At 71.9% G+C, this 26,728-nt stretch carries 27 protein-coding genes; 15 read left to right on the top strand and 12 right to left on the bottom strand.

Annotated elements, in window-relative coordinates:
• Nucleotides 1-30: 30 nt before the first annotated feature.
• Nucleotides 31-768, bottom strand: coding sequence for a ZIP family metal transporter (locus ABZ919_RS17525; protein WP_361248282.1), 738 nt, complete (start codon nt 766-768; stop codon nt 31-33).
• A gap of 123 nt (nt 769-891) precedes the next feature.
• Between ABZ919_RS17525 and cobM the strand changes: the two genes are divergently transcribed.
• Genes cobM through cobC form a run of 6 tightly spaced genes read left to right on the top strand, consistent with a single transcriptional unit; the run spans nt 892 to nt 7,185 of the window.
• On the top strand, nt 892-1,710 hold the full coding sequence (cobM, locus tag ABZ919_RS17520; RefSeq protein ID WP_361248280.1) for a precorrin-4 C(11)-methyltransferase: 819 nt from the start codon (nt 892-894) through the stop codon (nt 1,708-1,710).
• Complete coding sequence (cbiE, locus tag ABZ919_RS17515; RefSeq protein ID WP_361248279.1) at nt 1,707-2,942, top strand: precorrin-6y C5,15-methyltransferase (decarboxylating) subunit CbiE; 1,236 nt, start codon at nt 1,707-1,709, stop codon at nt 2,940-2,942. Before cobM ends, cbiE begins: the two co-directional genes overlap by 4 nt.
• Nucleotides 2,939-4,630, top strand: coding sequence for a precorrin-3B C(17)-methyltransferase (gene cobJ / locus ABZ919_RS17510; protein WP_361248277.1), 1,692 nt, complete (start codon nt 2,939-2,941; stop codon nt 4,628-4,630). Before cbiE ends, cobJ begins: the two co-directional genes overlap by 4 nt.
• Nucleotides 4,627-5,214, top strand: a complete 588-nt coding sequence (locus ABZ919_RS17505) for a precorrin-8X methylmutase (protein ID WP_361248276.1) — start codon at nt 4,627-4,629, stop codon at nt 5,212-5,214. The genes cobJ and ABZ919_RS17505 overlap by 4 nt, the downstream gene beginning before the upstream one ends.
• Nucleotides 5,211-6,140, top strand: coding sequence for a sirohydrochlorin chelatase (locus ABZ919_RS17500; protein WP_361248274.1), 930 nt, complete (start codon nt 5,211-5,213; stop codon nt 6,138-6,140). Before ABZ919_RS17505 ends, ABZ919_RS17500 begins: the two co-directional genes overlap by 4 nt.
• Nucleotides 6,130-7,185 carry an Rv2231c family pyridoxal phosphate-dependent protein CobC gene (gene cobC / locus ABZ919_RS17495; protein ID WP_361248273.1) on the top strand — a complete coding sequence of 352 codons (1,056 nt, stop codon included), beginning with the start codon at nt 6,130-6,132 and terminating at the stop codon, nt 7,183-7,185. Before ABZ919_RS17500 ends, cobC begins: the two co-directional genes overlap by 11 nt.
• A gap of 164 nt (nt 7,186-7,349) precedes the next feature.
• Here the strand turns inward: cobC and ABZ919_RS17490 are convergent, their stop codons facing one another.
• From ABZ919_RS17490 to ABZ919_RS17470, 5 genes are all read right to left on the bottom strand, one after another.
• Nucleotides 7,350-8,303, bottom strand: coding sequence for an SCO1860 family LAETG-anchored protein (locus ABZ919_RS17490; protein ID WP_361248272.1), 954 nt, complete (start codon nt 8,301-8,303; stop codon nt 7,350-7,352).
• Between the two features lie 143 nt (nt 8,304-8,446).
• Entirely contained in the window at nt 8,447-9,538 is a 1,092-nt protein-coding gene (locus tag ABZ919_RS17485) for an amidohydrolase family protein (RefSeq protein WP_361248270.1), read from the bottom strand.
• A gap of 17 nt (nt 9,539-9,555) precedes the next feature.
• Nucleotides 9,556-10,350, bottom strand: a complete 795-nt coding sequence (locus ABZ919_RS17480; protein WP_361248268.1) for an amino acid ABC transporter ATP-binding protein — start codon at nt 10,348-10,350, stop codon at nt 9,556-9,558.
• On the bottom strand, nt 10,347-11,180 hold the full coding sequence (locus ABZ919_RS17475; protein WP_361248267.1) for an amino acid ABC transporter permease: 834 nt from the start codon (nt 11,178-11,180) through the stop codon (nt 10,347-10,349). The genes ABZ919_RS17480 and ABZ919_RS17475 overlap by 4 nt, the downstream gene beginning before the upstream one ends.
• A complete protein-coding gene (locus tag ABZ919_RS17470) occupies nt 11,177-12,028 on the bottom strand; it encodes a basic amino acid ABC transporter substrate-binding protein (RefSeq protein WP_361248266.1) in 852 nt (283 codons plus the stop codon). Before ABZ919_RS17470 ends, ABZ919_RS17475 begins: the two co-directional genes overlap by 4 nt.
• A gap of 150 nt (nt 12,029-12,178) precedes the next feature.
• On the opposite strand from ABZ919_RS17470, the gene ABZ919_RS17465 reads away from it, so the two are divergent.
• The 6 genes from ABZ919_RS17465 (at nt 12,179) to thpD (ending at nt 17,271) form a co-directional block, all read left to right on the top strand.
• Nucleotides 12,179-13,279, top strand: a complete 1,101-nt coding sequence (locus tag ABZ919_RS17465; protein ID WP_361248265.1) for an aminotransferase class V-fold PLP-dependent enzyme — start codon at nt 12,179-12,181, stop codon at nt 13,277-13,279.
• 75 nt (nt 13,280-13,354) lie between these two features.
• Complete coding sequence (locus ABZ919_RS17460) at nt 13,355-13,885, top strand: DinB family protein (RefSeq protein ID WP_361248263.1); 531 nt, start codon at nt 13,355-13,357, stop codon at nt 13,883-13,885.
• Nucleotides 13,886-14,140: 255 nt separating this feature from the next.
• On the top strand, nt 14,141-14,659 hold the full coding sequence (gene ectA / locus ABZ919_RS17455; protein ID WP_361248262.1) for a diaminobutyrate acetyltransferase: 519 nt from the start codon (nt 14,141-14,143) through the stop codon (nt 14,657-14,659).
• A gap of 13 nt (nt 14,660-14,672) precedes the next feature.
• Nucleotides 14,673-15,944, top strand: a complete 1,272-nt coding sequence (ectB, locus tag ABZ919_RS17450) for a diaminobutyrate--2-oxoglutarate transaminase (RefSeq protein WP_361248260.1) — start codon at nt 14,673-14,675, stop codon at nt 15,942-15,944.
• A gap of 22 nt (nt 15,945-15,966) precedes the next feature.
• Entirely contained in the window at nt 15,967-16,371 is a 405-nt protein-coding gene (locus tag ABZ919_RS17445) for an ectoine synthase (protein WP_361248259.1), read from the top strand.
• Between the two features lie 6 nt (nt 16,372-16,377).
• Nucleotides 16,378-17,271 carry an ectoine hydroxylase gene (gene thpD / locus ABZ919_RS17440; RefSeq protein ID WP_361248257.1) on the top strand — a complete coding sequence of 298 codons (894 nt, stop codon included), beginning with the start codon at nt 16,378-16,380 and terminating at the stop codon, nt 17,269-17,271.
• 146 nt (nt 17,272-17,417) lie between these two features.
• Here thpD and ABZ919_RS17435 read toward each other — a convergent pair whose 3' ends face one another.
• The 5 genes from ABZ919_RS17435 to ABZ919_RS17415 form a co-directional block, all read right to left on the bottom strand.
• Nucleotides 17,418-18,470 (bottom strand): aminotransferase class V-fold PLP-dependent enzyme, encoded by a 1,053-nt coding sequence (locus ABZ919_RS17435; RefSeq protein ID WP_361248408.1) that lies wholly within the window; start codon nt 18,468-18,470, stop codon nt 17,418-17,420.
• A 95-nt stretch (nt 18,471-18,565) separates the two neighbouring features.
• Nucleotides 18,566-19,285 (bottom strand): DsbA family oxidoreductase, encoded by a 720-nt coding sequence (locus tag ABZ919_RS17430; protein WP_361248256.1) that lies wholly within the window; start codon nt 19,283-19,285, stop codon nt 18,566-18,568.
• A gap of 71 nt (nt 19,286-19,356) precedes the next feature.
• A complete protein-coding gene (locus ABZ919_RS17425) occupies nt 19,357-19,863 on the bottom strand; it encodes a GNAT family N-acetyltransferase (RefSeq protein WP_361248254.1) in 507 nt (168 codons plus the stop codon).
• Between the two features lie 90 nt (nt 19,864-19,953).
• Nucleotides 19,954-20,562 carry a DUF1349 domain-containing protein gene (locus ABZ919_RS17420; RefSeq protein ID WP_361248252.1) on the bottom strand — a complete coding sequence of 203 codons (609 nt, stop codon included), beginning with the start codon at nt 20,560-20,562 and terminating at the stop codon, nt 19,954-19,956.
• Nucleotides 20,563-20,602: 40 nt separating this feature from the next.
• Nucleotides 20,603-22,132 (bottom strand): aldehyde dehydrogenase (NADP(+)), encoded by a 1,530-nt coding sequence (locus ABZ919_RS17415; protein WP_361248250.1) that lies wholly within the window; start codon nt 22,130-22,132, stop codon nt 20,603-20,605.
• Between the two features lie 132 nt (nt 22,133-22,264).
• On the opposite strand from ABZ919_RS17415, the gene ABZ919_RS17410 reads away from it, so the two are divergent.
• The 3 genes from ABZ919_RS17410 (at nt 22,265) to ABZ919_RS17400 (ending at nt 25,160) form a co-directional block, all read left to right on the top strand.
• Nucleotides 22,265-23,038 carry an IclR family transcriptional regulator gene (locus ABZ919_RS17410; RefSeq protein WP_361248248.1) on the top strand — a complete coding sequence of 258 codons (774 nt, stop codon included), beginning with the start codon at nt 22,265-22,267 and terminating at the stop codon, nt 23,036-23,038.
• A gap of 51 nt (nt 23,039-23,089) precedes the next feature.
• Nucleotides 23,090-23,560: a GNAT family N-acetyltransferase gene (locus ABZ919_RS17405; RefSeq protein ID WP_361248246.1), complete on the top strand. Its 471-nt coding sequence runs from the start codon at nt 23,090-23,092 to the stop codon at nt 23,558-23,560.
• 145 nt (nt 23,561-23,705) lie between these two features.
• Nucleotides 23,706-25,160 carry a penicillin-binding transpeptidase domain-containing protein gene (locus ABZ919_RS17400; protein ID WP_361248245.1) on the top strand — a complete coding sequence of 485 codons (1,455 nt, stop codon included), beginning with the start codon at nt 23,706-23,708 and terminating at the stop codon, nt 25,158-25,160.
• Nucleotides 25,161-25,282: 122 nt separating this feature from the next.
• On the opposite strand, the gene ABZ919_RS17395 is transcribed toward ABZ919_RS17400, so the two are convergent.
• Complete coding sequence (locus ABZ919_RS17395) at nt 25,283-26,680, bottom strand: NCS2 family permease (protein WP_361248244.1); 1,398 nt, start codon at nt 26,678-26,680, stop codon at nt 25,283-25,285.
• Nucleotides 26,681-26,728 lie beyond the last annotated feature (48 nt).

The raw sequence follows: 26,728 nt of genomic DNA, 5'->3' as shown, positions 1-26,728 counted from the left end.
CGCGTGGACGCCTGCCGCCGTCCGGCCGGGTCAGCCGCCGGAGAGACCCACCACCAGCCAGATGAAGGCCGCGCCCGCCACCGTGCACAGCAGGGTGGACCGCGCGGGGTGCTCGTGGTGGGCCTCGGGCAGGATCTCGGCGGCGGCGAGATAGAGCAGGGCGCCGCCGAAGAGGCCCAGATAGCAGCCGAGGACCGCCTCGGGGATGTGGAAGAAGACGGTCGACAGCGCGCCCAGCACCGGTGCGCAGGCGTCGGCCACCAGCATCGCGATGGCGCGGCGGCGGGCGTTGCCGTACAGGCTCGTGATGGTGAAGGTGTTGAAGCCGTCGGCGAAGTCGTGCGCGATCACGGCGAGCGCGACGGCCGTGCCCATGCCGCCGCCCACCTGGAAGGCCGCGCCGATCGCCACGCCGTCCATGGCGCTGTGCCCCACCATCGCGCCGGCGGCCGCCAGGCCCACCTCGGGCGCCCGGTGATGGTCGTGTCCCTCGGCACCGCCGTGCGCGGCCTGCCGTGCGGCCAGGGTGCGCTCCACCAGGTGGGCCAGCAGGAATCCGGCCACGAACAGCAGCAGGGCGGCGGGGACCCCGAAGACCGTGCGGTCGGCGGCGTGCAGCGCCTCCGGCAGCAGGTCCAGGCCGACCACGCCCAGCATCAGTCCGCCGGCCAGCCCCAGGACGAGATGGCGACGGTCGGTCACGCGCTGTGCCGTCCAGCCGCCGGCCAGCGTCATCAGGAACGCGCCGAGCGCGACGAAGACCGCCATAGGCCCTTGCTATCCGATGAAGGCCCCTTCGCGCACATCGGGCGCCTGCCACACTCCCCCAGACCCTGACATTTCACCGATTCCGACTTGCGTTTCGCAGTTTCCGTACGAGAGGACCCTTCCATGGCCGATGCCCCCACCGGCAAGGTGACGTTCGTCGGTGCCGGCCCCGGCGCCGCCGATCTGCTGACGTTCCGCGCCGCCCGCGCCATCGCGGACGCGGACGTGGTGATCTGGGCGGCGAGCCTGGTCCAGGCCGAGGTCCTCGAGCACGCGCGCGAGGACGCGGAGATCCTGGACTCGGCGACCATGCCCCTGGAGGACGTCGTCGACGTCTACCGGCGCGCCCACGCCGAGGGCCTGAGGGTGGCCCGCATCCACTCCGGCGATCCGGCGTTGTGGGGCGGCACGCAGGAGCAGCTGGACCGGTGCGCGGAGATCGGGATCGCCACGGAGGTCGTCCCCGGCGTCTCGTCCTTCTCCGCCGTGGCCGCTCTGGCGCAGCGCGAGCTGACGATTCCCGAGGTCGCGCAGTCCGTGGTGCTGACCCGGCTGGGCGGTGGCAAGACGCCGATGCCGCCCGGCGAGGAGGTGCGCGAGTTCGCCCGGCACGGCACCACCATGGCGGTCTTCCTGTCGGCGGCGCGCAGCGGGCAGCTGGTGCGCGAGCTGCTGGAGGGCGGCTATCCGACGGACACCCCGGTTCTCGTCGCCCACCAGGTGACCTGGCCGGAGGAGCTGGTCGTGAAGTGCACGATCGGCACGCTGGAGGAGACGGTCAAGGAGCACAAGCTCTGGAAGCACACGCTCTTCCTGGTGGGCCCGGCGCTGGACGCGCACGGCACCCGCTCGCACCTGTACCACCCGGGTCACTTCCACGGCTACCGCAAAGCCGACCCCGAGGCCCGGCGGGCCCTGCGCGAGCAGAGGACGAAGAGTTGATCACGGTTGTCGGCACGGGGACGGGCGCGCCGGTCGCCGAGGACGTCGTGGCGGGGGCCGCCCTCGTCGTCGGCGGGCGGCGGCACCTGGACGCCGTACGGCTGCCCGAGGGTGCCGAACGCGTCGTGCTCGGGCCGCTGGCGCCCGCCCTGGACGCCATCGCCGGGTATGTCGGCAAGGAGCTGCCGGTGCTGGTGCTGGCCTCCGGGGATCCCGGGTTCTTCGGGATCGTGCGGGCGCTGGCCGAGCGGTTCGGTGCGGCGCTGCTGGACGTGCGGCCCGGGGTGTCCTCGGTCGCGACGGCGTTCGCGCGGATCGGGCTGCCCTGGGACGACGCGGTGGTGGTCAGTGCGCACGGCCGGGATCTGCGTACGGCGGTGAACGTGTGCCGGACGCACCCCAAGGTGGCCGTCCTCACCGGGCCGGGCGCCGGTCCGGCGGAGCTGGGCGCCGCGCTGGCCGACGACCGGGTGCTCGTCGTGGCGAGCGCGCTCGGCGATCCGGGGCACGAGCGCGTGGAACGGGTGGCGCCCGCCGAGGCCGCGGTCCGGGACTGGGGCACGGCGGTGAGCGTGGTGCTGTGCCTGGACGAGGCACGAACGCTCGGCGCGGTGCGCACGGTGGCCGGGGTGCCCGCGCAGCCGGCTCGGTGGGCCCTGGACGAGGGGGAGTTCGCACACCGGGATTCGATGATCACCAAGTTCGAGGTGCGGGCGCTGGCACTGGCCCGGCTGGGGCCGCGCCTGGGTGACCTGGTGTGGGACGTGGGCGCGGGCTCCGGCTCGGTGGCGGTGGAGTGCGCGCGCCTCGGCGCGGCCGTGGTGGCCGTGGAGAAGGCGGCGGACGGGGTGGAGCGGATCCGTGCCAACGCACGCGCCCACGGGGTCGGTGTGCGGGTGGTGCACGGTTCCGCGCCCGACGCGCTGGCCGGCCTCGCCGACCACCCCGACGCGGTGTTCGTCGGCGGCGGGGGACGTGAGCTGCCCGCCGTCGTACGGGCGTGCGCCCGGCGGGCGCGACGGACCGTGGTCGTCGCCATGGCCGCCCTCGACCGGGTGCCGGCGGCGCGCGAGGCGCTCACGGCCGCCGGGTTCACCTGCGACGGAGTGCTCCTGCAGTCCTCGCGGCTGGCGCCGCTGCCGGGCGATGTGACCCGGCTCGCGGCGACCAATCCTGTGTTTCTGCTCTGGGGCGTCAGAACCCCGGCGTCTAGTGAAGGAGTTTCCGAGTGATCGGCCTGATTTCCGCCACCGCGGCGGGGGCGGCGGCGCGGGACCGGCTGGCCGCGGCCTGGCCGGACCGGACGCGGGTGTACGAGGGGCCCGTCGGGGAGGCGGTGCGGGCCGCGTTCGCGGAGTGCGAGCAGCTGGTGTGCTTCCTGGCGACGGGCGCGGTGGTACGGCTGCTCGCGCCGCTGCTCGGCGACAAGACGGCCGACCCCGGCGTGGTGTGCGTGGACGAGGGCGGCCGGTTCGCGGTGTCGCTGGTCGGCGGGCACGGCGGCGGCGCCAACGAACTCGCCCGCGCGGTGGGTGGGCTGCTGGGAGCGGAGCCGGTGGTGACGACCGCGACGGATTCCGTGGGCCTCGCGGGCCTGGACACGCTCGGGCTGCCCTGCGAGGGCTCGGTCGCGACCGTCTCCCGAGCCCTGCTGGACGGCGAACCGGTGGCCCTGGAGGCGGAGTTGACGTGGCCGCTGCCGCCACTGCCGGTCTCGCCGCAGGGGGCGTACACCATCCGGCTCACCGACCGGGACGTCGCACCCGGCGAGCGCGAGGTGCTGCTCAGGCCGCCCTCGCTGGTGGTCGGGGTCGGCGCCTCCAAGGGTGCGCCGGTGACGGAGGTCCTCGGACTGATCGAGGAGTCGCTGGCCGAGGCGGGGCTCTCGGCGGCGTCCGTGGCGGAACTGGCCACCGTGGACGCCAAGGCGCAGGAGCCGGGCGTCGTCGCGGCGGCCGGGCGGCTGGGGGTGCCGCTGGTGACGTACTCCGCCGAGGAGCTGGCGGCCGTCGAGGTGCCCAACCCGTCCGGGGCGCCGCTCACGGCCGTCGGCACGCCGTCGGTCGCCGAGGCCGCCGCGTTGCTGCGGGGCGGTGAACTCCTGGTGCCCAAGCGCAAGTCCGCGCGTGCCGACGGGCAGCCGGCCATGGCGACCTGTGCCGTGGTACGGCGGCCGGGACGCGGACGGCTCGCGGTGGTCGGGCTCGGGCCCGGCGCCCGGGACCTGCTGACGCCGCGCGCGGCGGCCGAGCTGCGCCGGGCCTCGGTGCTCGTCGGACTCGACCAGTACGTCGACCAGATCCGCGACCTGCTGCGGCCCGGCACCCGGGTGCTGGAGTCCGGGCTCGGCGCCGAGGAGGAGCGGGCCCGTACGGCGGTCGCGGAGGCCCGGCGCGGGCAAGCGGTGGCGTTGATCGGCAGTGGGGACGCGGGCGTGTACGCCATGGCGTCCCCGGCGCTCGCCGAGGCGTCGGACGACATCGACGTGGTCGGCGTGCCCGGGGTGACGGCCGCGCTGGCCGCTGGGGCGATCCTGGGCGCGCCGCTCGGTCACGACCACGTGTCCATCAGCCTGTCCGACCTGCACACGCCCTGGGAGGTCATCGAGCGGCGGGTGCGGGCGGCGGCCGAGGCGGACATCGTCGTGACCTTCTACAACCCGCGCTCCCGGGGCCGCGACTGGCAGCTGCCCAAGGCGCTCGCCGTCCTCGCGGAGCACCGGGAGCCGTCGACGCCGGTCGGTGTCGTCCGCAACGCGTCCCGGCCGGACGAGTCGAGCCGGGTGACCACGCTCGCCGGTCTCGACCCGGCGACGGTCGACATGATGACGGTCGTCACCGTGGGCAACACGGCCACCCGGATCATCGGGGGGCGCATGGTGACGCCGCGGGGTTACCGCTGGCAGGAGGAGCCGAAGTGAACCGTGTGGTCCACCCCATCGAGCAGGAGTCCTTCCGGCGGCTGCGCGCCCGCCTGGACACCTCGCACTTCCCGCCGCTGACCCGGGCGGTGGTGGAGCGGGTCATCCACTCCGCCGCCGACCCGGAGTACGCGACCGATCTCGTCATGGCCGAGGACGACCTGGTGAAGGCGCACGCGGCGCTGCACGCCGGGGCGCCGGTCGTCGTGGACGTGGAGATGGTCGCGGCCGGCATCACCCGCCGGGAGACCGTGTGCCGGCTGAAGGACGCCACGTCCGGCCCGGGGCTGACCCGTTCGGCCCACGCCGTCCGGCTCGCCTACGAGGAGGTCGGCCCCGGCGCCCTGTGGGTGATCGGCTGTGCGCCGACCGCCCTGGAGGAGCTGCTCACCCTGGACGCCTCCCCCGCGCTCGTCATCGGCCTGCCCGTCGGCTTCGTCGGCGCGGCCGAATCCAAGGCCGCGCTGCGCGCGAGCGGGCTGCCCGCCGTGAGCAACGTGTCCGAGAAGGGCGGGTCGGCGGTCGCGGCCGCCGCGCTCAACGCCCTGCTGTACCACCCCGTTTCGTCTGAGGAGACCCCGTGACCACCCCGCCCGCCCTGCTCATCGCCGGACACGGCACCCGTGACGACGCCGGCGCCGAGGCGTTCCGCGACTTCGTACGGCAGCTGGGCCGCCGCCGGCCCGACCTGCCCGTCGCGGGCGGCTTCATCGAGCTGTCCCCGCCGCCGCTCGGCGAGGCCGTCACCGAGCTGGTGGACAAGGGGGTGCGCCGGTTCGCGGCCGTACCGCTGATGCTGGTGTCCGCCGGGCACGCCAAGGGCGACATCCCCGCCGCGCTGGCCCGCGAGAAGGAACGGCACCCCGGTATCTCGTACACCTACGGCCGCCCGCTGGGCCCGCACCCGGCACTGCTGAGCGTGCTGGAGCGGCGGCTGGACGAGGCCCTCGGCGGTACGGCCCGTGCGCCCCGGGACCGGGCGGATGTGACGGTACTGCTGGTGGGCCGCGGTTCGACGGACCCCGACGCCAACGCCGAGGTCTTCAAGGCGGCCCGGCTGCTGTGGGAGGGCCGTGGGTACGGCGGGGTGGAGACGGCGTTCGTGTCGCTGGCGGCGCCGGACGTGCCGAGCGGTCTCGACCGGTGCGCGGCGCTGGGCGCGCGCAGGATCGTCGTCCTGCCGTACTTCCTGTTCACCGGCATCCTGCCGGACCGGGTGCGGCAGCAGACCGAGGGGTGGGCGGCCGCGCACCCGGAGATCGAGGTGCGGTCGGCCGACGTCATCGGGCCCGAGCCGGAGCTGCTGGACCTGGTGCTGGAGCGGTACGAGGAGGCCGTCGAGGGTGATCTGCGCATGAACTGCGACTCGTGCGTGTACCGGATCGCGCTGCCGGGCTTCGAGGACAAGGTGGGACTGCCCCAGCAGCCGCACTTCCATCCGGACGACGACCACGGCCATGGGCACGGGCACCACCATCACGGGGGGCATTCGCACAGCCATGCGCACTGAGGGCACCGGACCGGACCTGCGTCATCACGGGGACGCCGAAGTACGGGACGACGGGGCGGCGTTGGTCGATCTCGCCGTCAACGTCCGTGCGGACACGCCTCCTTCGTGGCTGCGCGAGGAGATCGCCGCCTCGCTGACCTCCCTGGCGGCCTACCCGGACGGGCGGGCCGCGCGGGCTGCGGTGGCGGCGCGGCACGGCCTGCCGGTGGAGCGGGTGCTGCTGACGGCGGGCGCTGCGGAGGCGTTCGTGCTGCTCGCCCGGGCGCTGAAGGTGCGGCGACCGGTCGTCGTGCACCCGCAGTTCACCGAGCCGGAGGCGGCGCTCAGGGACGCGGGGCACACCGTGGACCGGGTGCTGCTGCGGGAGGAGGACGGGTTCCGGCTGGATCCGGCCGCGGTGCCGGAGGACGCCGACCTGGTGGTGATCGGGAACCCCACCAATCCGACGTCCGTGCTGCATCCGGCGGAAGTGGTCGCCCGGCTCGCCCGTCCGGGGCGGGTACTGGTGGTCGACGAGGCGTTCATGGACGCGGTGCCGGGTGAGCGGGAGGCACTGGCCGGGCGGACCGATGTGCCGGGGCTGGTCGTGCTGCGCAGTCTGACCAAGACGTGGGGGCTGGCCGGGCTGCGGATCGGGTATGTGCTGGCCCCGTCGGAGATCGTCGCCGAACTGGAGCGGGCGCAGCCGTTGTGGCCCGTCTCGACGCCGGCGCTGGCCGCGGCGGAGGCCTGTGTGACGCCGCGGGCACTGGCGGAGGCCGGGCATGCGGCGCATCGCGTCGCGGCGGACCGGGCCCATCTGACGGCGGGACTGGCCAAGTTCGCCGCGCGGGGAGTACGGGTGGTGGAGCCCGCGGAGGGGCCGTTCGTGCTGGTCCGTATGCCGGGCGCCGCCGCGGTACGGCACCGGTTGCGTGAGCTCGGGCATGCGGTGCGGCGGGGGGACACGTTCCCGGGGCTCGGGGAGGAGTGGGTGCGGGTCGCCGTGCGGGACCGGTCCACCGTGAACGGATTCCTGTCGGCGCTCTCGGCTGCCCTGCCGTAGCCCGGACGTCACCCCCGGCCCCCAGGGGATCCGCCCCGCCCGCCCGGCACCCCGGCCCCGCCAGGGGACCCGCGGCACCCGACCCGGCCGGCCGCGGAACGCGGTTGGCCGCCCCCGGTCCCGGCGTGGCGGGCCGGGCCCGGGAGCGGCCGCGGACGACGGCGTCAGCTCTTGCGGCGCCGGGCCAGCGTCACCGCTCCCCCGCCGACCAGCACCAGCACCAGCGCGCCGCCCGCGATGTACGGGGTGGCGGAGCCGCCACCGGTCTCCGCGAGGCCGGACTTCGCCGCGCCGCCCTGGGGCTTGACGTCGGAGGCCGGACCGGCCTTCGCGGGGGCGTCGTCGGACTTGGTGCCCGCGGCCGGGTCGTGACTGGGCCCCGGGTGCCCGGTGGGCGGGACCGCCGGGGACTCGCAGGTCGCTCTGGCCAGGGTGACGGTGCCCTCGACGTCGGCCACGTTGAGTCTCAACGGGTTGACGGAGACCTTGAGTTCGAGGGCGGTGGCGGCCGCGGTGCGGGTCGTGGTGCGCCGCTGGGCCAGATCGAGGCGGACCTCGCCGACGCCGGGCACCTTCACCTGGCTCGGACCGCCGGCGGTGAGGGTGACGCGCCTGCCGAGGACCGTGACGGCGCCGAGGACGTTCGCGTCGGCCACGGGCGCCCTGCCGGCTTCACAGGTCGCCCTCGCGGTGACGGTGGCGACCTCGATCAGCGACAGCAGGGGCAGGCCGGGGACGTGCAGCCTGGCGTCGACGAGCCGGACCGAGCCCTCGGCGCGCCGGGCGGTCACGGTGGCCCTGGCCGAGGCCGCCTCCGCGCCGAGGACCGCGAACGGCTTGCCGCCGGCCACGCCGTCCAGCCGGGCGGACAGCGCGGTCCTGTCCGCGCTCTGCGGGGCCTGGACCTCGTTCAGGGTGACGGCGAGCGGGACGTGCACGGTCGTGCGGAGCAGGGACACGTCGAGCCCGGTCCGCAGGACGACGGCGGAGGCGCGACCGTGGTCACCGGTCGCGTGCGCGGCGCTCGCGCCCAGCATGGCGGGCGCCGCGGCGAGGGCGGTGACCGTCGCCACGGCGGCGAGACGGCGTGCGGGCAGGCGGAAGCTGTTGCTGTTCAAGGCGGTGGGACCCCCAGTGGAAACATGCTTGGGACCCGTCAACCTTGTACGCGGTGTGGGTGAACGGTCAGCGATCCGGGGTCACTTCACTCAAACGTGGATTTCCCGTACGCCTCTTCGAATCGCCGGGCACAGGCGTTCCCCTACTGCACGACCCGCCCGTTGAGCACCACCCGGCGCGGCGCCTCCAGCACCCGTACGTCGGCCCGCGGGTCGCCCTCGTACACCACCAGGTCGGCCGGCGCGCCCTCCTGCAGACCGGGGCGGCCGAGCCAGGCGCGGGCGCCCCAGCTCGTCGCCGACACGGCGTCCATGGCCGGGATGCCCGCGGTGACCAGCTCCGCCACCTCGGCCGCGACCAGTCCGTGGGCCAGCGAGCCGCCGGCGTCCGTGCCGACGTACACCGGGATCCCGGCGTCGTAGGCGCCGCGCACGGTGTCGTAGCGGCGCTCGTGGAGCCTGCGCATGTGCGCGGACCAGCGCGGGAACCGGGTGTCGCCGCCGGCCGCGAGCTGCGGGAAGGTGGCGATGTTGACGAGGGTGGGGACGATCGCGACGCCGCGCTCGGCGAACAGCGGGATCAGGTCGTCGGTCAGGCCCGTCGCGTGCTCGATGCAGTCGATGCCCGCCTCGACCAGGTCGCGCAGGGAGCTCTCGGCGAAACAGTGCGCGGTGACCCGGGCCCCGAGCCGGTGGGCCTCGGCTATGGCCGCCTCGACCGCCTCACGGGGCCAGCAGGGGGCGAGGTCGCCGAGGCCGCGGTCGATCCAGTCGCCGACCAGCTTGACCCAGCCGTCGCCGCGCTCGGCCTCCCGGGCGACGTGGGCGACGAGCTCGTCCGGTTCGATCTCCCAGGCGTAGTTGCGGATGTAGCGGCGGGTGCGGGCGATGTGCCGGCCGGCCCGGATGATCTTCGGCAGGTCCTCGCGGTCGTCGACCCAGCGGGTGTCGGAGGGCGAGCCGGCGTCCCGGATCAGCAGGGTGCCCGCCTCCCGGTCGGTGAGCGCCTGCTTCTCGGCGGTGCCGGCGTCGACCGGGCCGTCCGGGCCGAGGCCGACGTGGCAGTGCGCGTCGACCAGGCCGGGCAGCGCCCAGCCCTCGACGGTGGTGACGTCCCGGATCCCGGCGGGACGGTCGTACGACACCCGGCCCCCGACCACCCACAGCTCGTCACGGACCTCCTCGGGCCCGACGAGGACCCGTCCCTTCACGTGCAGCACGGCGCCATCGCTCATGACCGCACCTTAACGACCTAGGGCCGGTCCTTCCCCACCTGGTCGGAGGTCTCCTCCTCGACCTGGGCCATCGCGGGGTCGAGGAGGCGGGAGAGGAAGTGGCGGGTGCGCTCGTGCTGCGGGTCGCCGATGACCTGCTCCGGCCTGCCGTCCTCGACGATCACGCCGCCGTCCATGAAGACGACCCGGTCGGCCACCTCGCGGGCGAAGGTCATCTCGTGGGTGACGACCATCATCGTCATGCCCTCGTCCGCGAGCATGCGCATGACGGCGAGGACGTCGCCGACCAGTTCCGGGTCCAGCGCCGAGGTCGGCTCGTCGAAGAGCATGACCTCCGGGCCCATCGCCAGCGCCCGGGCGATGGCCACACGCTGCTGCTGGCCGCCGGAGAGGGAGGACGGGTAGGCCTGCGCCTTCTCGGCCAGCCCGACCCGCGCCAGGTTCTCGGCGGCGATCCTCGCCGCGGCCTCCTTGTCCCGCTTGAGAACCCTGCGCTGCGGCAGGGTGAGGTTCTCGGTGACGCTGAGATGCGGGAAGAGGTTGAACTGCTGGAAGACCATGCCGATCCGGCGGCGTACGGCGTCGATGTCGACGTCCGGGTCGGTGATCTCGGCACCGCCGACGAAGACCTGGCCCTCGGTGGGCTCCTCCAGCAGGTTCACACAGCGCAGCAGCGTGGACTTGCCGGAACCGGAGGGGCCGATGACGCAGACGACCTCACCCTGGCCGATCTCCAGGTCGATGCCGCGCAGGACGTGGTTGTCGCCGAAGGACTTGTGCAGGTCCCGGACGCGGATCTCGGGGCGGGTCACTTGATCTCCTTCTGGGCCCTGGCCTCCAGACGGCGGGCGACGAAGCCGAGCGGGATGGTGACCAGCAGGTAGCACAGGCCCGCGGCCAGGATGGGGGTGGAGTTGGCGGTCGTGCTCGCCAGGTCCCGGCCGAACTTGGACAGTTCGCGCTCTTCCAGGGTCACTCCGAGGAGCAGCACCAGCGAGGAGTCCTTGAAGAGCATGATCAGCTCGTTGGTGAGCGGCGGGAGGATGATCCGGAACGCCTGCGGGATGATGATGGAGATCATCGCGCGGGCCGGCGAGAAGCCCAGCGAACGGGCCGCCTCCGTCTGGCCCCTGGGCACGGCCTGGATACCGGCGCGGAACGTCTCGGCCATGTAGGCGGCGCCGATGAGGCCGAGGCCGAGGGCGCCCTTGCCGTAGGTACCGCCGGGGATCTCCGTGCCGGGGAAGGCCAGCGGCACGGCCACCGCGATGAAGACGAAGATCAGCAGGGCGGGCAGGCCGCGGAAGATTTCGATGTAGATGCCGGCGAGCCAGCGGTACGGCCCCACGGAGGACAGCCGCATCAGCGCGATGACCAGGCCGAGCACCAGTCCGAGGACGAAGCCGGACACCGTGTACAGCACGGTGTTCTTCAGCGCCAGCGTGATCACGTCGGGCCACATCTGCTTCGCGATGCTGCCCTGGGCGAACTGGTTCTGCAGCCTGCCCCAGTCCGCCGTGACCGCGACGGCGATCACGGCGGCGACGAAGACGACGTACTGGACGCCCCGGGACAGCCGGCGCTTCTGGCGCCGGGTCAGTCCCTTCCTCTTCGGCTGGAGTCGTACGTCCGTGTCGGTCATGAGGCGGCGGGAGAGGCGACGGAGGCGTCGTAGGGGCCGATCCACTTCTCGTAGATCTTCTTGTAGGTGCCGTCGGCCTTGGCGTCCTTGAGGGCCTTGTTGATGGCGTCGAGCAGCGCCTTGTTGCCCTTCTTGACCGTGAAGCCGTACTGCTCGCCGGTCTTGAGGTTGTCCACGATCTTGAACTTGTCCGCGTTGGCCTTGTCCTTCAGCCAGCCCTGGACGACCGGGTAGTCGATGACGACGGCCTGGACCTGGCCGGTGCGCAGGCCGTTGAGGACGGCGTCGGAGGACTCGAAGGAGACCGGGTCGTAACCCTTGCTCTTGGCGTAGTCCTCGCCGGTGGTCTGGGCCTGGGCGCCGAGCTTCTTGCCCTTGGCCTTGACGTCGGCCAGCGAGTTGATGCCGCTGCTCCTGTCGACGAGGACGGCCTGGGTGGCCTCGAAGTACGGGTCGGAGAAGTCGACGTTCTTCTTGCGCTCGGGCGTGATCGTCATGCCCGCGGCGGCCAGGTCGCACTGCCCGGAGTTCAGGAAGGCGCCCGTCTTGAAGTTCTCGAACGGGGTGTCGACGATCTGCTGCTTGACGCCGAGGTTCTTGGCGACGATGTCGATGAGGGACACGTCGAAGCCCTGCACCTTGCCGTCGATCTCCGACTGGAACGGCGGGTACGGCAGGTGGGTGCAGGTGGTCAGCTGACCGGCCTTGACGACGTGGACCCCCTTGACGGTGGCACCGCCGCTCCCCCCGCTGCCGTTCGAGGAGCAGCCGGCGGCCACGAGCACCAGCCCGGCGGTGGCGATGGTGACGGCCAGGAGGCGGGTCCGGCGTCCGGGGAGCGTTTTCATGGGGGGTCTTCTCTGTGGGGGAACTGTGGGTTCCGATTATAAGGAAGAGTTTGAGTCTCTCAAATCAAACCGATGGTTACGAGACCCTTCGACCTAAGATCGGTGGAGTTGACCTTCTCAATGTGCCCCGAGAACGAAGAGAGCACCGCCGTGAGCCACCCGTTCCTCGACCTGCCCCCGCTGAGCGCCGAGCGCTTCGCCTCCGTCGAGGACGGGGTCGCCCGCCTGCTGGACACTGCGCAGGACGTGCTCGTCACGCAGGGCGAGGCGCTGCTGCCGCTGGAGGGCGCGATCCGTGCGGCGGCCGGTCCGGGCACGGTCGCCCTGAACGTGATCACGGGTCCGTACGGCCAGACGTTCGGCAACTGGCTGCGTGACTGCGGCGCGACCGTGTACGACCTCTCCGTCCCCTTCCACACCGCGGTGACCGCCGAACAGATCCGGGAGGCGCTCACCGAGCACCCCGAGATCGACTTCGTGTCGCTGGTGCACGCGGAGGCGGCGACCGGCAACACCAACCCGGTCGCGGAGATCGGCGAGGTGGTCCGCGGGCACGGCGCGCTGTTCTACCTGGACGCGGTCGCCTCCGTGGGCGCGGAGCCGGTGCTGCCGGACGCGTGGGGCGTGGACCTGTGCGTGATCGGCGCGCAGAAGGCGATGGGCGGCCCGGCGGGCGTGTCGGCGATCTCGGTGAGCGAGCGGGCGTGGGCCCGGATGGCGGCCAATCCGAACGCCCCGCGCCGTTCGTACCTGTCCCTGCTGGACTGGAAGGAGCGCTGGATCGACGCCGGCCGCACGGTCCTGCCGCACGCTCCGGCCCAGCTGGAGATGCTGGCGCTGCAGGCGTGCCTGGAGCGGATCGAGTCGGTGGGGCTGGACGCGGTGATGGCCCGGCACCGGAGCGCCGCGCTGGCCACGCGGGAGGGTGCGGTGGCCCTGGGCGGGGGGCTCGAGCCGTACGTGTACGAAGAGCGGGACGCGGCGCCGGTCGCCACGACCCTGCGGGTGCCCCCGGGCGCCGTCGCCTCGGAGCTGGTGGCGCGGGCGCTGGCGAGCGACCCCTCGTTGCCGCTGGCGGCGGGTGGGGGCGCGCTGGCCAAGGAGATGGTCCGGGTCAACCACTACGGGGCCGACGCCGCTCCGGGTGCGGTGCAGGATTCCCTGGCGGCGCTGGGGGCGGCTCTCGCCGAGCAGGGACTGGCCGTGGACCTGGAGGCGGCCCGGCGGACGGTGGAGGACGCCTGGGGCTAGGCGGATCCACATGACGACGGCCCGCGTGCGCAGCGCCGCGGGCCGTTGTCGCACCCGCGTGCCATGCTGCCCCGCATGACCACAGCAGACGCGCCCCACACCCTGCCCGACGGCCGTCCCGTCCCCCCGATGACCGGCTCCGAGCGCACGCAGCTGGAAGGCTGGCTGGACTTCCACCGGGCCACGCTGGAGCTGAAGTGCCGGGGACTGGACGACGCGCAGGTACGGCTCGCCGCCGCCGAGCCGTCCGAGCTGACGCTGCTGGGGCTCGTCCAGCACCTGGCCGAGGTCGAGCGCAACTGGTTCCAGCGGGTGCTGGCCGGGCTGGCGGTGCCACCGGTGTTCGAGGAGGAGTCGGGGTACGCCCTCGACTCCGGACGGGGGCTGGAGGAGGCGCTGGCTGTGTGGCGACGGGAGATCGCGCGCGGCCGGGAGGTGCTCTCCGGCAGGGCCCTGGAGGACACCGGGCGGATCGTCGGCGAGCCGATGACCGGCGCCGAGGTCACTGTGCGTTGGGTGCTGATCCACCTCATCGAGGAGTACGCACGCCACAACGGGCACGCCGACATTCTGCGTGAGCGAATCGACGGAACCACCGGCGCATGAATTCAATTTAGTTTCACAATTTCCGCCAGTTCTCCGAACGATAGCTTCCCGTCCTCTTCTGCCCGCTTTTTGCAACCCTAAACAGCAGAGTTTCCTGGGGGTTTTCGGACGGTTTCCGCTCTGTGACACACTCCACAGCGCGACACTTTTGCCCTGATTTGATGCAGGTCATTTCGGTCATTTCACCGACACCCTCGTCCGATCGGGCCGCACGGCCCGTGCATTTTCTAATTCGCCTCGCTAAATTCGTGCCGCATGACTGCCGCACCCGCAGACCTGCTCATCGACCGACCGGCGATGACGGACGGAGCCGCGCTCTGGCGTCTCGCCAAGAACTCGAAAACACTCGACCTGAACTCTTCGTACAGCTATCTGCTGTGGTGCCGGGACTTCGCCGGCACCTCGGCGGTGGCGCGTGGTGCGGACGGGGAGCCGGTCGGCTTCGTCACCGGCTACGTGCGGCCGGAGCGCCCCCGCACGCTGCTCGTCTGGCAGGTGGCCGTCGACTCCGCCCACCGCGGCCTCGGCATCGCCGCCGCCCTGCTGGACGGGCTGACGGCACGGCTCGCGGCCGAGCGCGGCATCACCGACGTGGAGACCACCATCACCCCCGGCAACACCGCCTCCGAGCGCCTGTTCACCTCGTTCGCCGCCCGGCACGGGGCACGCCTGGAGCGTGAGGTCCTCTTCCCCGCCGAGCTGTTCCCGGACGGGCCGCACGACCCCGAAGTCCTGTACCGCATCGGCCCGTTGACCGACTCCACCCCCCACTGAGGAGCGAATCGCCGTGACCATCACCCAGCCCGACCTCAGCATTTTCGAGACCCTCGAGTCCGAGGTACGCAGCTACTGCCGCGGCTGGCCCACGGTCTTCGACCGCGCGCAGGGCAGCCGGATGTACGACGAGGACGGTCATGCGTACCTCGATTTCTTCGCCGGTGCCGGCTCGCTCAACTACGGCCACAACAACCCGGTGCTCAAACGGGCGTTGATCGACTATCTGTCCCGGGACGGGGTGACTCACGGCCTGGACATGTCGACCACGGCCAAGCGGTCGTTCCTGCAGACCTTCCAGGACCTGGTGCTGCGCCCGCGCGACCTGCCGTACAAGGTGATGTTCCCGGGTCCCACCGGCACCAACGCCGTGGAGTCGGCGCTGAAGCTGGCCCGCAAGGTGAAGGGGCGCGAGGCGATCGTGTCGTTCACCAACGCCTTCCACGGGATGTCACTGGGCTCGCTCGCCGTGACCGGCAACGCCTTCAAGCGGGCCGGCGCCGGTATCCCGCTGGTGCACGGCACGCCGATGCCGTTCGACAACTACTTCGACGGCACGGTCCCGGACTTCCTGTGGTTCGAGCGGCTGCTGGAGGACCAGGGCTCCGGCCTCAACAAGCCCGCCGCCGTGATCGTGGAGACCGTGCAGGGAGAGGGCGGCATCAACGTCGCCCGGCCCGAGTGGCTGCGCGCCCTCAAGGAGCTGTGCGAGCGGCAGGACATGCTGCTGATCGTCGACGACATCCAGATGGGCTGCGGCCGTACCGGCGCCTTCTTCTCGTTCGAGGAGGCCGGGATCGTGCCCGACATCGTCACCGTCTCCAAGTCCATCAGCGGCTACGGGCTGCCGATGTCGCTGTGCCTGTTCAAGCCCGAACTGGACGTCTGGGAGCCCGGCGAGCACAACGGCACCTTCCGTGGCAACAACCCGGCGTTCGTCACCGCCGCCGCGGCCCTGGAGACGTACTGGACCGACGGCTCGGCCATGGAGAAGCAGACCCGCACCCGCGGTGAGCAGGTCGAGCAGGCCCTGATCTCCATCACCGAGGAGAACCTCGCCGATGTGAAGGAGTACCGCGGGCGCGGTCTGGTGTGGGGCCTGGAGTTCCGGGACAAGGACCGCGCCTCGCGGGTCGCCCGGCGGGCCTTCGAGCTCGGGCTGCTCATCGAGACGTCCGGCCCGGAGGGCGAGGTCGTCAAGCTGCTGCCCGCCCTCACCGTCACCGCCGACGAACTGGACGAGGGCCTGAGCGTCCTGGCCCGCGCCGTCCGAGAAACCGTCTGATCAACCCGGAGAGAGAACCACCGTGATCGTCCGATCGTTCAAGGACATCGAAGGAACCGACCGGCACGTCAAGTCCAAGTCCGGCACCTGGGAGAGCAAGCGGATCGTCCTCGCCAAGGAGCGGGTCGGCTTCTCCGTGCACGAGACCATCCTGTACGCCGGCACCGAGACGCACATGTGGTACGCCAACCACATCGAGGCTGTCGTCTGCACCCGGGGCGAGGCCGAACTCACCGACCGCGAGACCGGCCGGAGCTACACCATCACGCCGGGCACCATGTACCTCCTGAACGGGCACGAGCGGCACACGCTGCGCGTCAAGGAGGACTTCCACTGCATCTGCGTGTTCAACCCCCCGGTGACCGGACGGGAGGACCACGACGAGAACGGCGTCTACCCCCTGCTCACCGAGCCCGAGGAGGTGTGAGAACCCATGACCACTGCCCCCGTGAAGGATCTCTACCCGACCCGCGGCACCGCCGAGGTGACCGTCCCGCGCCAGGACCCGGTCGTCTGGGGCTCCCCTGACACGCCGGGCCCGATCCCGACGGCCGATCTCCAGGCGTTCGAGCGTGACGGCTTCCTCGCCGTCGACCAGCTGATCACCCCGGACGAGGTCGAGGTCTACCGGCGCGAGCTGGACCGGCTGGTCTCCGACCCGGCGATCCGCGCCGACGAGCGCTCCATCGTCGAGCCGAAGTCCAAGGAGATCCGTTCGGTCTTCGAGGTGCACCGGATCAGCGAGCTGTTCGCGAACCTGGTGCGCGACGAGCGGGTCGTCGGCCGCGCCCGGCAGATCCTCGGCTCGGACGTCTACGTCCACCAGTCGAGGATCAACGTCAAGCCCGGCTTCGGCGCGAGCGGGTTCTACTGGCACTCGGACTTCGAGACCTGGCACGCCGAGGACGGGCTGCCGAACATGCGCACGGTGTCCGTCTCGATCGCGCTGACCGAGAACTTCGACACCAACGGCGGCCTGATGATCATGCCGGGCTCGCACCGGACGTTCCTGGGCTGCGCCGGCGCCACACCCGAGGACAACTACAAGAAGTCGCTGCAGATGCAGGACGCGGGCACGCCGTCGGACGAGGCGCTGACCGCGCTGGCGGGCGAGCACGGGATCCGGCTGTTCACCGGCAAGGCCGGCTCGGCGACCTGGTTCGACTGCAACTGCATGCACGGCTCCGGCGACAACATCACGCCGTACCCGCGCAGCAACGTGTTCATCGTGTTCAACAGTGTGGAGAACACGGCCGTCGAGCCCTTCGCGGCTCCGGTACGGCGACCGGAGTTCATCGGGGCGCGGGACTTCACTCCCGTCCGATGACCGAAGGCCGGACCAGCGGCCCGCCCGCCGCGCAGCGGGCGTGGGACACAGCATCGGGGCGCGGGACTTCACGCCGGTGAAGCAGCCCGTCCGGCACCCGGGCCGGGACCTCCTGTGTGGGACGGGAGGCCCCGGCCCGGTCGTGCTCAGCCGGCGAGTGCGTCCAGGAGGCGGTCGACGTCCTCGGGCGTGTTGTAGAGGTGGAAGGCCGCGCGGAGGTTGCCGGCACGGTTGGAGACCTCGATGCCGGCACGGCTCAGCTCCGGCTGGCGGTCGCCGAGTCCGGGAACGGAGACGATCGCCGATCCGGCGGCCGGCACCGGCGCGTGGCCGAGGCCGGCGAGACCGGTCCGGAAGCGGTCGGCGAGTTCCACGGCGTGCGTGTGCAGCGTGGACAGCCCGATCTCCTCGATCAGTTCGAGGGAGCGGCGCAGTCCGGTGTAGGTGAACAGCGCGTGCGTGAGGTCGAACCGCCGGGCGGAGTGGGCGAGTTCGGCGACCGGCCCGTAGCAGCTGTCCCACGGCACCTCGCCCGCGACCCAGCCTGCGAGCACCGGGGTCAGCCCGCCGAAGTCCTCGGGAACGGTGAGGAAGGCGGCCCCGTGCGGGCCGAGGAGCCACTTGAAGGAGGCGCTGGCGGTGAAGTCGTACTCCGCCGCGTTCATCGGGAGCCAGCCGGCGGACTGGGAGAAGTCGACGTAGGTGCGCGCGCCGTGCGCGCGTGCGGCCTCGCGCAGGGTGGCCAGATCGGCGATCCGCCCGTCGGCGGACTGGGCGGCGCTGACCGCGACGAGCGCGGTGCCGGGGCGGACGGACTCGGCGATCCGCTCCAGCGGAACCGTGCGCACCTTGAGGTCGCCGCGTACGTGGAACGGGTTCAGCACGGAGGTGAAGTCGTCCTCGGCGGTGAGGACTTCGGCGCCCGCGGGCAGCGAGGCGGCGATCACCCCGGTGTGCGCGGCGACCGAGGCACCCGCCGCGACCCGGGTGGCGGGCACACCGGCCAGCCGGGCGTACGCCTCCCGGCACTTCTCCACGTCCTCGTACAGCGGCAGCAGCGGCCGGCCCTCGGCCCGCAGCAGTGCCGCCTTGTGCAGGGCGGCGACGGTGCGGGCGGGGAGCAGGCCGTTGCTGGCGGTGTTGAGGTACCTGGTCTTCGGGGCGAACTCGGTGCGGACGAGGCTCTCGAAGGTCTCCATGACCCCACTGTGCGGGTCGTGGAACTCCCCGTCCATCGCGAATTTTTACGTGGATCGTCTCAGGAGCGCTTATACAACCGCCCCGACCTGCGGTTTCAGTCCTGGTGCGGGACCGCGCACCCGTCCGGCCCGCACACCTCGGCCTCCCCCTGGCCGACCGGCGTCAGCGGGGCCCGCTCGTCCCAGGCCTGGGTCAGCGCCCGGGTGAAGACCTCGGCGGGCTGGGCGCCGGAGACGCCGTACTTCCGGTCGAGGACGAAGAAGGGCACGCCGGTCGCGCCGAGCTGGGCGGCCTCGCGCTCGTCGGCGCGGACCTCGTCGGCGTAGGCCTCCGGGTCGGCGAGCACCTCGCGGGCCGCCTCGGCGTCCAGTCCGGCCTCGACGGCCAGCTGGACCAGTCGCTCGTCGCCCTCGGTGAAGACGGACCGCTCCTCGGCGAAGTTGGCCCGGTACAGGACCTGGATCAGCCGGTCCTGCCGGCCCTGCTCCTTGGCGAAGTGCAGCAGACGGTGCATGTCGAAGGTGTTGCCGTGGTCGCGGTCCCGGGTGCGGTAGTCCAGTCCCTCTGCGGCGGCCTGGGCGCCCAGGTTGTCCTCACCGGCCTGCGCCTGTGCCTCGCTCATGCCGTACTTCCTGGTCAACATGGTGATCACGGGCTGGACGTCGCCCTTGGCGCGGCCCGGGTCCAGCTCGAAGGAGCGGTGCACCACCTCGACGCCGTCGCGGTACGGGAAGGCAGCGAGCGCCTTGTCGAAACGTGCCTTTCCTACGTAGCACCAAGGGCAGGCGATATCCGACCAAATCTCGACGCGCATGCTCTTCTCCAGGTCGTACCGGCGCGGAGACCTTCCCCACGCCGTGTACATGAACCTTCAAGCAGTGCGCTTCATTCCCCGGACGGTACGGCGTACCGAAGGAACAGGTGGTGGTCGCCCGGGGCCGGCGGGTTCTCCGGGTCCGGGAGCCAGCCCTGGCGTGCGTAGAAGGCCTGGGCGCGCCGGTTGTCCACGTGCACGTCGAGTACGGCCGTGCGCTTGCCGTCCGCCTGCCACTCCTCCACGCAGGCCGCGTGCAGGGCCGTGCCGGTGCCGGCGCCCCAGTGGCCGGGGTCGACGTGGAACTGGAACAGCCTGACGGTGTGGGCCGGGCAGCCTTCCGGGGTACGGAAGGAGGCGATACCGGTGATGGCACCGTCCTCCACGGCGCACAGCACATGGCCGTCGGGCCGCTCGACGGCGCCGCGCCAGGCCGCGGCCCAGTCGGTGCCGTCGTCCGGGAGGCCGTCCGGGTAGTACGTGGCGCGGGCCCGGTGATGCAGCGCGGCGATCGTCTCCGCCTCGGCGGGCAGGGCGGTGCGGATCACCCGCGTGCCCTTCACACGGTCACTGATCATGCAACGGAGGACGCGACCGCCTGCTGCCCGGTTCCGTGCCGCCCGGGCACCGGAACGGGGCGGCCCGTCCGCCCGTGGTGAGGTCCGGGCTCAGCTTCCGTCCCGCAGGTCGCTCGGCCAGGACGTCCGGAACGCGATGTGGTCGTACGTGACCACACACCCCTCCCCCAGCGGCGACTGGGTCATGAAGCCGACCAGCGCGTCACCGGTCTCCTTCTCGTCGCCGAGGGTGAACAGCCGGACGAAGGTCCAGCGCCGGCCGTCCCGGGAGGCGTGGAAGGCGAAGGCCCGCCCGGTGCGGCTGACCCGCAGCCAGACCGAACTCCCCTCCGTGGTGAAGGAGTTGGCGTCGTCGGAGTGTCCCCGGGTGACCACCGTGCAGACGGTGGGCACGTCCGGGGAGTACTCCAGGCAGAGCTTGGCCCAGGCCCGTTCGGCGACGTGGACGTACAGCACGCCCGCGTCGAAGGACGCGTTGAACCCGACGGTGACCCGGGCGACCAGCTGGAAGTCCCCCTCCGGCGCCCCGAGCAGCCGGGGCGCGTCGGAGGCGGGGTCCAGCGCCTCTCCGGTGGGCGTGACGAACCGGTCCTGCCGTGGACCGGCCCACCCGGTGAGCACGCCGTCCTCGTAGGACCAGTGCCCGTCGGGGCCGTAGGTTCGCAGGGCGAAGGGGAGTTCGGGAAGTTCCACGTCCATGGCCCGAGTGTCTCAGCTCGGTCGTCCCGCGAACGCGCGTTCAGCGTTCGAGGAGTCCGTTGAACCGGCGGGGCAGCCCGAGCGGGTTGTCGTCCTGCAGCTCGACGGGGAGCAGTGCCTGGGGCGCGTTCTGGTAGACGACCGGCCGCAGCCAGCGCTCGATGGCCGTGCCGCCCACGGACGTGGAGGTCGACGTCGTCGCGGGGTAGGGCCCGCCGTGGTGCTGGGCCGGCGCGACCGCGACGCCCGTCGGCCACCCGTTCACCAGCACCCGCCCGGCCAGCGGAGTCAGCTCGGCGAGGATCTCGGCCCCGCGCCCGTCTCCGGCGGCCTCCGCCGAGGACAGCTGGACGGTGGCGGTGAGGTTCCCCGGCAGCCGGGACAGCACCGACGCGGCCTCCGCCTCGTCGTCGTACCGGACCACCACGGTGACCGGCCCGAAGCACTCCTCGAGCAGCAGGTCGTACGCCCCCTCCTGGGCCAGCCGCTGCGCCGGCACGGTGAGGAATCCGGCGCTGACCGTGTGCTCGCCGCCCGCGCCGGGCATGACCGGCGACTCCACACCCTCCAGGCCGGCGCGTTCGCGTACCCCGGCGACGAAGTCGTCCCGCATCCGGTGGTCGAGCAGCACCCCCGCCTCGGTGTCGCCGACCGCGTCCGTCAGGGCCTTGACCAGCCCGTCACCCGCCGCGCCGGACGGAACCAGCACGAGCCCGGGCTTCACGCAGAACTGCCCGACGCCCATCGTCATCGACCCGGCGAGCCCGGCGCCGATCTCGTCGGCCCGCTCGGCGGCGGCGGCCTCGGTCACGAGGACGGGGTTGAGCGAGCCCAGCTCACCGTGGAACGGGATCGGCACCGGGCGCGCGGCGGCCGCGTCGAACAGGGCCCGCCCGCCCCGTACCGAACCGGTGAACCCGGCGGCGGCCACCAGCGGGTGCTTGATCAGCTCGACGCCCGCCTCGAAGCCGTGCACGAGTCCGACGACGTCCTCCGGGATGTCGTGCTCGGCGGCGGCCCGGCGCAGTACCTCGGCGACCAGCTCCGACAGGGCCGGGTGGTCGGGGTGGGCCTTGACCACGACCGGGCAGCCCGCGGCCAGCGCGCTCGCGGTGTCGCCGCCGGCGACGGAGAAGGCGAAGGGGAAGTTGGACGCGGAGTACACGGCGACGACCCCGAGCGGGACCTTGTAGCGGCGCAGGTCCGGGATCGGCGGGGTCGCGGTGTCGTCGGGATGGTTGACGATGACGTCGAGGAAGGCGCCCTCGTCGACGATGTCGGCGAAGGCCCGCAGCTGATAGGCGGTCCGGGCGAGTTCGCCGGTCAGCCGGACCGGTCCGAGGGCGGTCTCGGCGTCGGCGGTCTCGACCAGGCCGTCCTTCGCCGCCTCCAGGCCTGCCGCGGCCGTGCGCAGGAAGGCGGAGCGGACCGCGCGGTCGGCGAGGGCGCCGCGCGCGGCGTGGGCCGCCCCGACCGCCCTGCCCACCTCCTCGGCCGTGGCCTCCGCCGCAACCTGTTCACGCTGCTTCCCGGTGCGCGGGTCGACACTCCAGACTGGTGCTGCTGCCACCGCGGGTTCCCTCCAGATGTCATGCCGCAGTACTGGCTCATCCCTCAGGGGCGTTCGATATACTGAACACCGTCTCTGATGATGAATATGCTGTCGGAGACTATTTGGCGTCCAACGAAGGGGTCAAGGGCGATGTCGGCAGCCGAGACAGGCGGCGGGGCGCAGGTCAAGTCCGCGGTGCGAACGGTCGAACTGCTCGAGTACTTCGCCGGAAAGCCCGGTATGCACTCCCTCGCGGCCGTACAGGAGGCGGTGGGTTACCCCAAGTCCAGCCTGTACATGCTGCTGCGCACGCTCGTGGAGCTGGGCTGGGTGGAGACGGACGCGACCGGCACGCGGTACGGCATCGGGGTGCGGGCGCTGCTCGTCGGCACGTCGTACATCGACGGCGACGAGGTGGTGGCGGCCGCCCGCCCGACCCTGGACCGGCTCTCCGACGACACCACGGAGACCATCCACCTGGCCCGGCTCGACGGCACCAACGTCGTCTACCTGGCCACCCGCCAGTCCCAGCACTACCTGCGCCCCTTCACCCGGGTCGGGCGCCGGCTGCCCGCCCACTCGACCTCCCTCGGCAAGGCGATCCTCGCCACGTACACCGACGAGCAGGTCCGCAAGCTGCTGCCGGAGACCCTGCCCGCGCTCACCGAACACACCCTCACCGACCGGGAGAAGCTCATCGAGGAGCTGCACCAGGTGCGGGAGCAGGGCCTCGCCGTCGACCGCGAGGAGAACACGCTGGGGCTGCGCTGCTTCGGCGTGGCCATCCCGTACCGCACCCCGGCCCGGGACGCGATCAGCTGCTCGGTGCCGGTGGCCCGGCTGACCCCCGCCCACGAGCAGATGATCAAGGACGCGCTGTTCGACGCGCGCGACCGGCTGACGCTGGCGACGCGCAGGCTCTGACACCGGCAGATCGTGTGCTCGGTGCGCGTCGCCGTCGTAGGCTCGGATCCCATGGAGATCGCGCTGCGCCCCGTGGAGGACGGCGACCTGCCGGTGTTCTTCCGGCAGATGACCGACCCGGAGGCCGTCCGGATGGCCGCCTTCGGCCCCAAGGATCCCTGCGACCGGGAGGCCTTCGCGACCCACTGGCGGCTGCTGCGGGACACCTCCGACGTGCTGCGCACCGTGCTGGCCGACGGGGCCGTGGCGGGCAACGCCGCGGTCTACGGAACGGCCGGCGAGCGCGAGGTGACGTACTGGGTCGACCGCGCCTACTGGGGCCGGGGTGTGGCGACGGCCGCGCTGCGGGCCCTGCTCGCCGAGGTCGCCGAACGGCCGCTGTACGCGCGCGCGGCGGCCGACAACGGCGCGTCGCTGCGCGTGCTGGAGAAGTGCGGGTTCCGCGAGACGGCCCGGGCCCGGGGGTACGCCACCGGGCGGGGCCGGGAGATCGACGAGGTCGTGCTCGTCCTGGAGGGCTGAGCCCCTCCCCCGTACGGCGGAGGCGGACCGCAGGGGCCGCAGGGCCGCAGGGCTAGCCGCGTACGGGACCGGTTTCCTGAGCGCGGGATGAGAAAACAGGGCGTACGGGAACGCTCGGCCCCGTCCCGGTCGTCTTCCGAGCGGGATGAACAAGACGATCAGGCGGGCGTCCGTCTTCGCGCTGCTGCTCGTGCTCGCTCTGCTGATCAGGGCGACATGGGTGCAGTTCTACGACGGCAAGGCCCTCGCGGACGACAACGACAACCGGCGGAACGCGATACGGACCTACTCGCGGCCGCTCGGGAACATCGTCGTGGCCGGCAAGGCGGTCACCGGCTCGGCACGGACGAAAGGAAGCGACCTCGCCTACAAGCGGACGTACACGGACGGCAGGCTCTACGCCGCGGTGACGGGCTACGCCTCGCAGGCCTACGCCCCGACCCAGCTGGAAGGCATCTACACCGAGCTGCTGAACGGCACGGACAACCGGCTGAAGACCGTGATGGACACGCTCACCGGCGAGCGGGCCGAGCCGGGTGACGTGCTCACCACGATCGACCCGGACGTGCAGAAGGCGGCCTATCGCGCGCTCGGCGACAAGAAGGGCGGGGCCGTCGCGATCGACCCGAAGACCGGCAGGATCCTCGCGGTGGTGTCCACACCGTCGTACGACCCCTCCGCGCTGACCGATGCCAATACGGCCGGGTCCGCCTGGAAGCAGCTCAACGCGGACAAGGACAAGCCGCTCACCAACCGGGCGCTGCGCCAGCCGCTGCCGCCGGGCTCGACCTTCAAACTGGTCGTGGCGGCGGCCGCGCTGGAGGACGGGCTGTACAAGAACGTGGACGACCCGACCGACAGCCCGGACCCCTACACCCCGCCGGGCACGACGCACGTGCTGGTGAACGAGAACAAGTCGGCGCCGTGCAAGAACGCCTCGATCCGCAAGGCCCTGCAGTACTCCTGCAACAACGTCTTCGGGCACATGGCCGTCCAGCTCGGCCAGGACAAGGTGAGGGCCATGGCCGAGAAGTTCGGCTTCAACGACGACAACCGGGACGTCCCGGTGCGGGCCTACGCCAGCGTGTACCCCTCCGGCATGGACCAGCCGCAGACCGCGTATTCCGGCATCGGCCAGTTCGACGTCACCGCGACCCCGCTGCAGATGGCCATGGTGTCTGCGGCCATAGCCAACGGCGGCAAGCTGGTCTCGCCGCACATGGTGTCGCAGATCACCGACAGCGGCGGTGATGTCTTGCAGAACTACGACGACAGCGCGGACAGCAAGGAGATCGTCAGCTCCTCCACCGCCGAACAGCTGCAGTCGGCGATGGAGACGGTGGTCAAGGACGGCACCGGCACGAACGCCCTGATCTACGGCGCCACCGTCGGCGGCAAGACCGGCACCGCCCAGCACGGCGAGAACAACAGCAAGACGCCGTACGCCTGGTTCACGTCCTTCGCCAAGTCCGACACCAACGGCAAGGAGGTGGCTGTCGCCGTGATGATCGAGCAGTCGGACGCGGCTCGGTCGGAGGTCAGCGGCAACGGTCTCGCGGCGCCGGTGGCGAAGGCGATGATGCAGGCGGCGCTGAAGTAGGGCGCACCCAAGGGGCGTCCGCCCGTCAGGGGCGTCCGCCCGTCAGGGGCGTCCGCCCGTCAGGGGCGTCCGCCCGTCAGGGGCGTCCGCCCGTCAGGGGCGTCCGCCCGTCAGGGCGTCCCTCACTTCACCCCGAGAACCTGCTCGATCGGGTCGATCGCGAAGTACACGAGGAACAGGACCGACACGGCCCACAACAGCCAGTTGACCTCCCGTGCCTTCCCCAGCACCGTCTTGATGACGACGTAGGACAGGAAGCCCGCACCGATGCCGTCGGTGATGGAGTACGTGAACGGCATCGCTGCGATGGTGAGGAACGCCGGGACGGCGATCTCGTACCGGTCCCAGTCGATGTGCTTGACGTGCGTCATCATCAGGAAGCCCACCGCGATCAGCGCGGGCGCCGCCGCCTGCAGCGGGACGATGGTGAGCAGGGGGGCGAGGAAGAGGGCGAGCCCGAACAGGCCGCCGGTGACGAGGTTGGCGAGGCCGGTGCGGGCGCCCTCGCCGACGCCGGCCGCCGACTCGATGTAGGCGGTGTTGGAGGAGGCGGAGCCGAGACCGCCGGCGACGGCCGCGGCGCCGTCGATGAACAGCACCCGGCCGATGCCAGGCACCTGCCCCCTCTCGTCCAGCAGTCCGGCCTCCGCGCTGATGCCGACGATCGTGCCCATGGCGTCGAAGAAGTCCGACAGGATGAGGGTGAAGACGAGCAGCACGGCGGTGAGGACGCCTGCTTTGGCGAAGCCGCCGAACAGGCTGAAGTGGCCGATGAGCCCGAAGTCCGGGGCGGCGACGATCTTGTCGGGGACCGTGGGCGTCGTCAGGCCCCAGCTCTTGATGTCGGCCACGGCGTTGATGACGATCGCGACGACGGTCATCGTCACGATGCTGATGAGGATCGCGCCCTTCACCTTCCGGGCGAGCAGCGCGACGGTCAGCAGCACGCCGAGACAGAAGACGAGCACGGGCCAGCCGGTGAGCCGTCCGACGGCGCCCAGCTGGACGGGCACGGTGGTGTGCGCGGCGTCGGGGATGCGGCTGACGAAGCCGGCGTCGACGAAGCCGATGAAGGCGATGAACAGGCCGATGCCGACGCCGATGGCCTGCTTCAGCTGCTGCGGGATGGCGTTCATGATGGCCTCCCGGAGTCCGGTGAGGACCAGCAGACAGATGACCAGGCCCTCCAGGACCACCAGGCCCATCGCGTCGGGCCAGCTCATCAGCGGCGCCAGCTGGAAGGCGACGACGGCGTTGAGGCCGAGACCGGCGGCGATGGCGAGCGGGAGGTTGCCGCCGACGCCCATGACGATCGTCATCACGCACGCCACCAGGGCGGTGGCGGTGACGAGTTGGCCGGTGTCGAGCGCGTGTCCGTACTTGTCCTTGGCGCTGCCCAGGATGATCGGGTTCAGGACAAGGATGTAGGCCATGGTGAAGAACGTGGCGAAGCCGCCGCGTATCTCCCGGCCGATCGTGGATCCCCGCTCGGAGATCCTGAAGTACCGGTCCACTGACATGGGCCCACTCCTCGTCTTGTGATGATCGGCTGCGGATGCTGGCTGGAT

Origin of the sequence: Streptomyces sp. NPDC046759, from assembly GCF_040645475.1 — a bacterium.
Lineage (GTDB): Bacteria > Actinomycetota > Actinomycetes > Streptomycetales > Streptomycetaceae > Streptomyces.
The sequence above is the reverse complement of the archived record's forward strand: the minus strand, read 5'-3'. Positions and strand labels throughout refer to the sequence as shown.

Bases quoted from the DNA above. Each gene is read 5' to 3' on its own strand.
- cobC (WP_361248273.1), top strand. From the start codon at position 6,130: ATGCGCACTGAGGGCACCGGACCGGACCTGCGTCATCACGGGGACGCC.
- thpD (WP_361248257.1), top strand. From the start codon at position 16,378: ATGACCACTGCCCCCGTGAAGGATCTCTACCCGACCCGCGGCACCGCC.
- cobM (WP_361248280.1), top strand. From the start codon at position 892: ATGGCCGATGCCCCCACCGGCAAGGTGACGTTCGTCGGTGCCGGCCCC.
- ABZ919_RS17395 (WP_361248244.1), bottom strand. From the start codon at position 26,680: ATGTCAGTGGACCGGTACTTCAGGATCTCCGAGCGGGGATCCACGATC.
- ABZ919_RS17525 (WP_361248282.1), bottom strand. From the start codon at position 768: ATGGCGGTCTTCGTCGCGCTCGGCGCGTTCCTGATGACGCTGGCCGGC.
- ABZ919_RS17410 (WP_361248248.1), top strand. From the start codon at position 22,265: ATGTCGGCAGCCGAGACAGGCGGCGGGGCGCAGGTCAAGTCCGCGGTG.
- ABZ919_RS17485 (WP_361248270.1), bottom strand. From the start codon at position 9,538: ATGAGCGATGGCGCCGTGCTGCACGTGAAGGGACGGGTCCTCGTCGGG.
- ABZ919_RS17470 (WP_361248266.1), bottom strand. From the start codon at position 12,028: ATGAAAACGCTCCCCGGACGCCGGACCCGCCTCCTGGCCGTCACCATC.
- ABZ919_RS17420 (WP_361248252.1), bottom strand. From the start codon at position 20,562: ATGGACGTGGAACTTCCCGAACTCCCCTTCGCCCTGCGAACCTACGGC.
- ABZ919_RS17400 (WP_361248245.1), top strand. From the start codon at position 23,706: ATGAACAAGACGATCAGGCGGGCGTCCGTCTTCGCGCTGCTGCTCGTG.
- ABZ919_RS17460 (WP_361248263.1), top strand. From the start codon at position 13,355: ATGACCACAGCAGACGCGCCCCACACCCTGCCCGACGGCCGTCCCGTC.
- ectA (WP_361248262.1), top strand. From the start codon at position 14,141: ATGACTGCCGCACCCGCAGACCTGCTCATCGACCGACCGGCGATGACG.
- ABZ919_RS17475 (WP_361248267.1), bottom strand. From the start codon at position 11,180: ATGACCGACACGGACGTACGACTCCAGCCGAAGAGGAAGGGACTGACC.
- ABZ919_RS17425 (WP_361248254.1), bottom strand. From the start codon at position 19,863: ATGATCAGTGACCGTGTGAAGGGCACGCGGGTGATCCGCACCGCCCTG.
- ABZ919_RS17435 (WP_361248408.1), bottom strand. From the start codon at position 18,470: ATGGAGACCTTCGAGAGCCTCGTCCGCACCGAGTTCGCCCCGAAGACC.
- ABZ919_RS17405 (WP_361248246.1), top strand. From the start codon at position 23,090: ATGGAGATCGCGCTGCGCCCCGTGGAGGACGGCGACCTGCCGGTGTTC.
- ABZ919_RS17430 (WP_361248256.1), bottom strand. From the start codon at position 19,285: ATGCGCGTCGAGATTTGGTCGGATATCGCCTGCCCTTGGTGCTACGTA.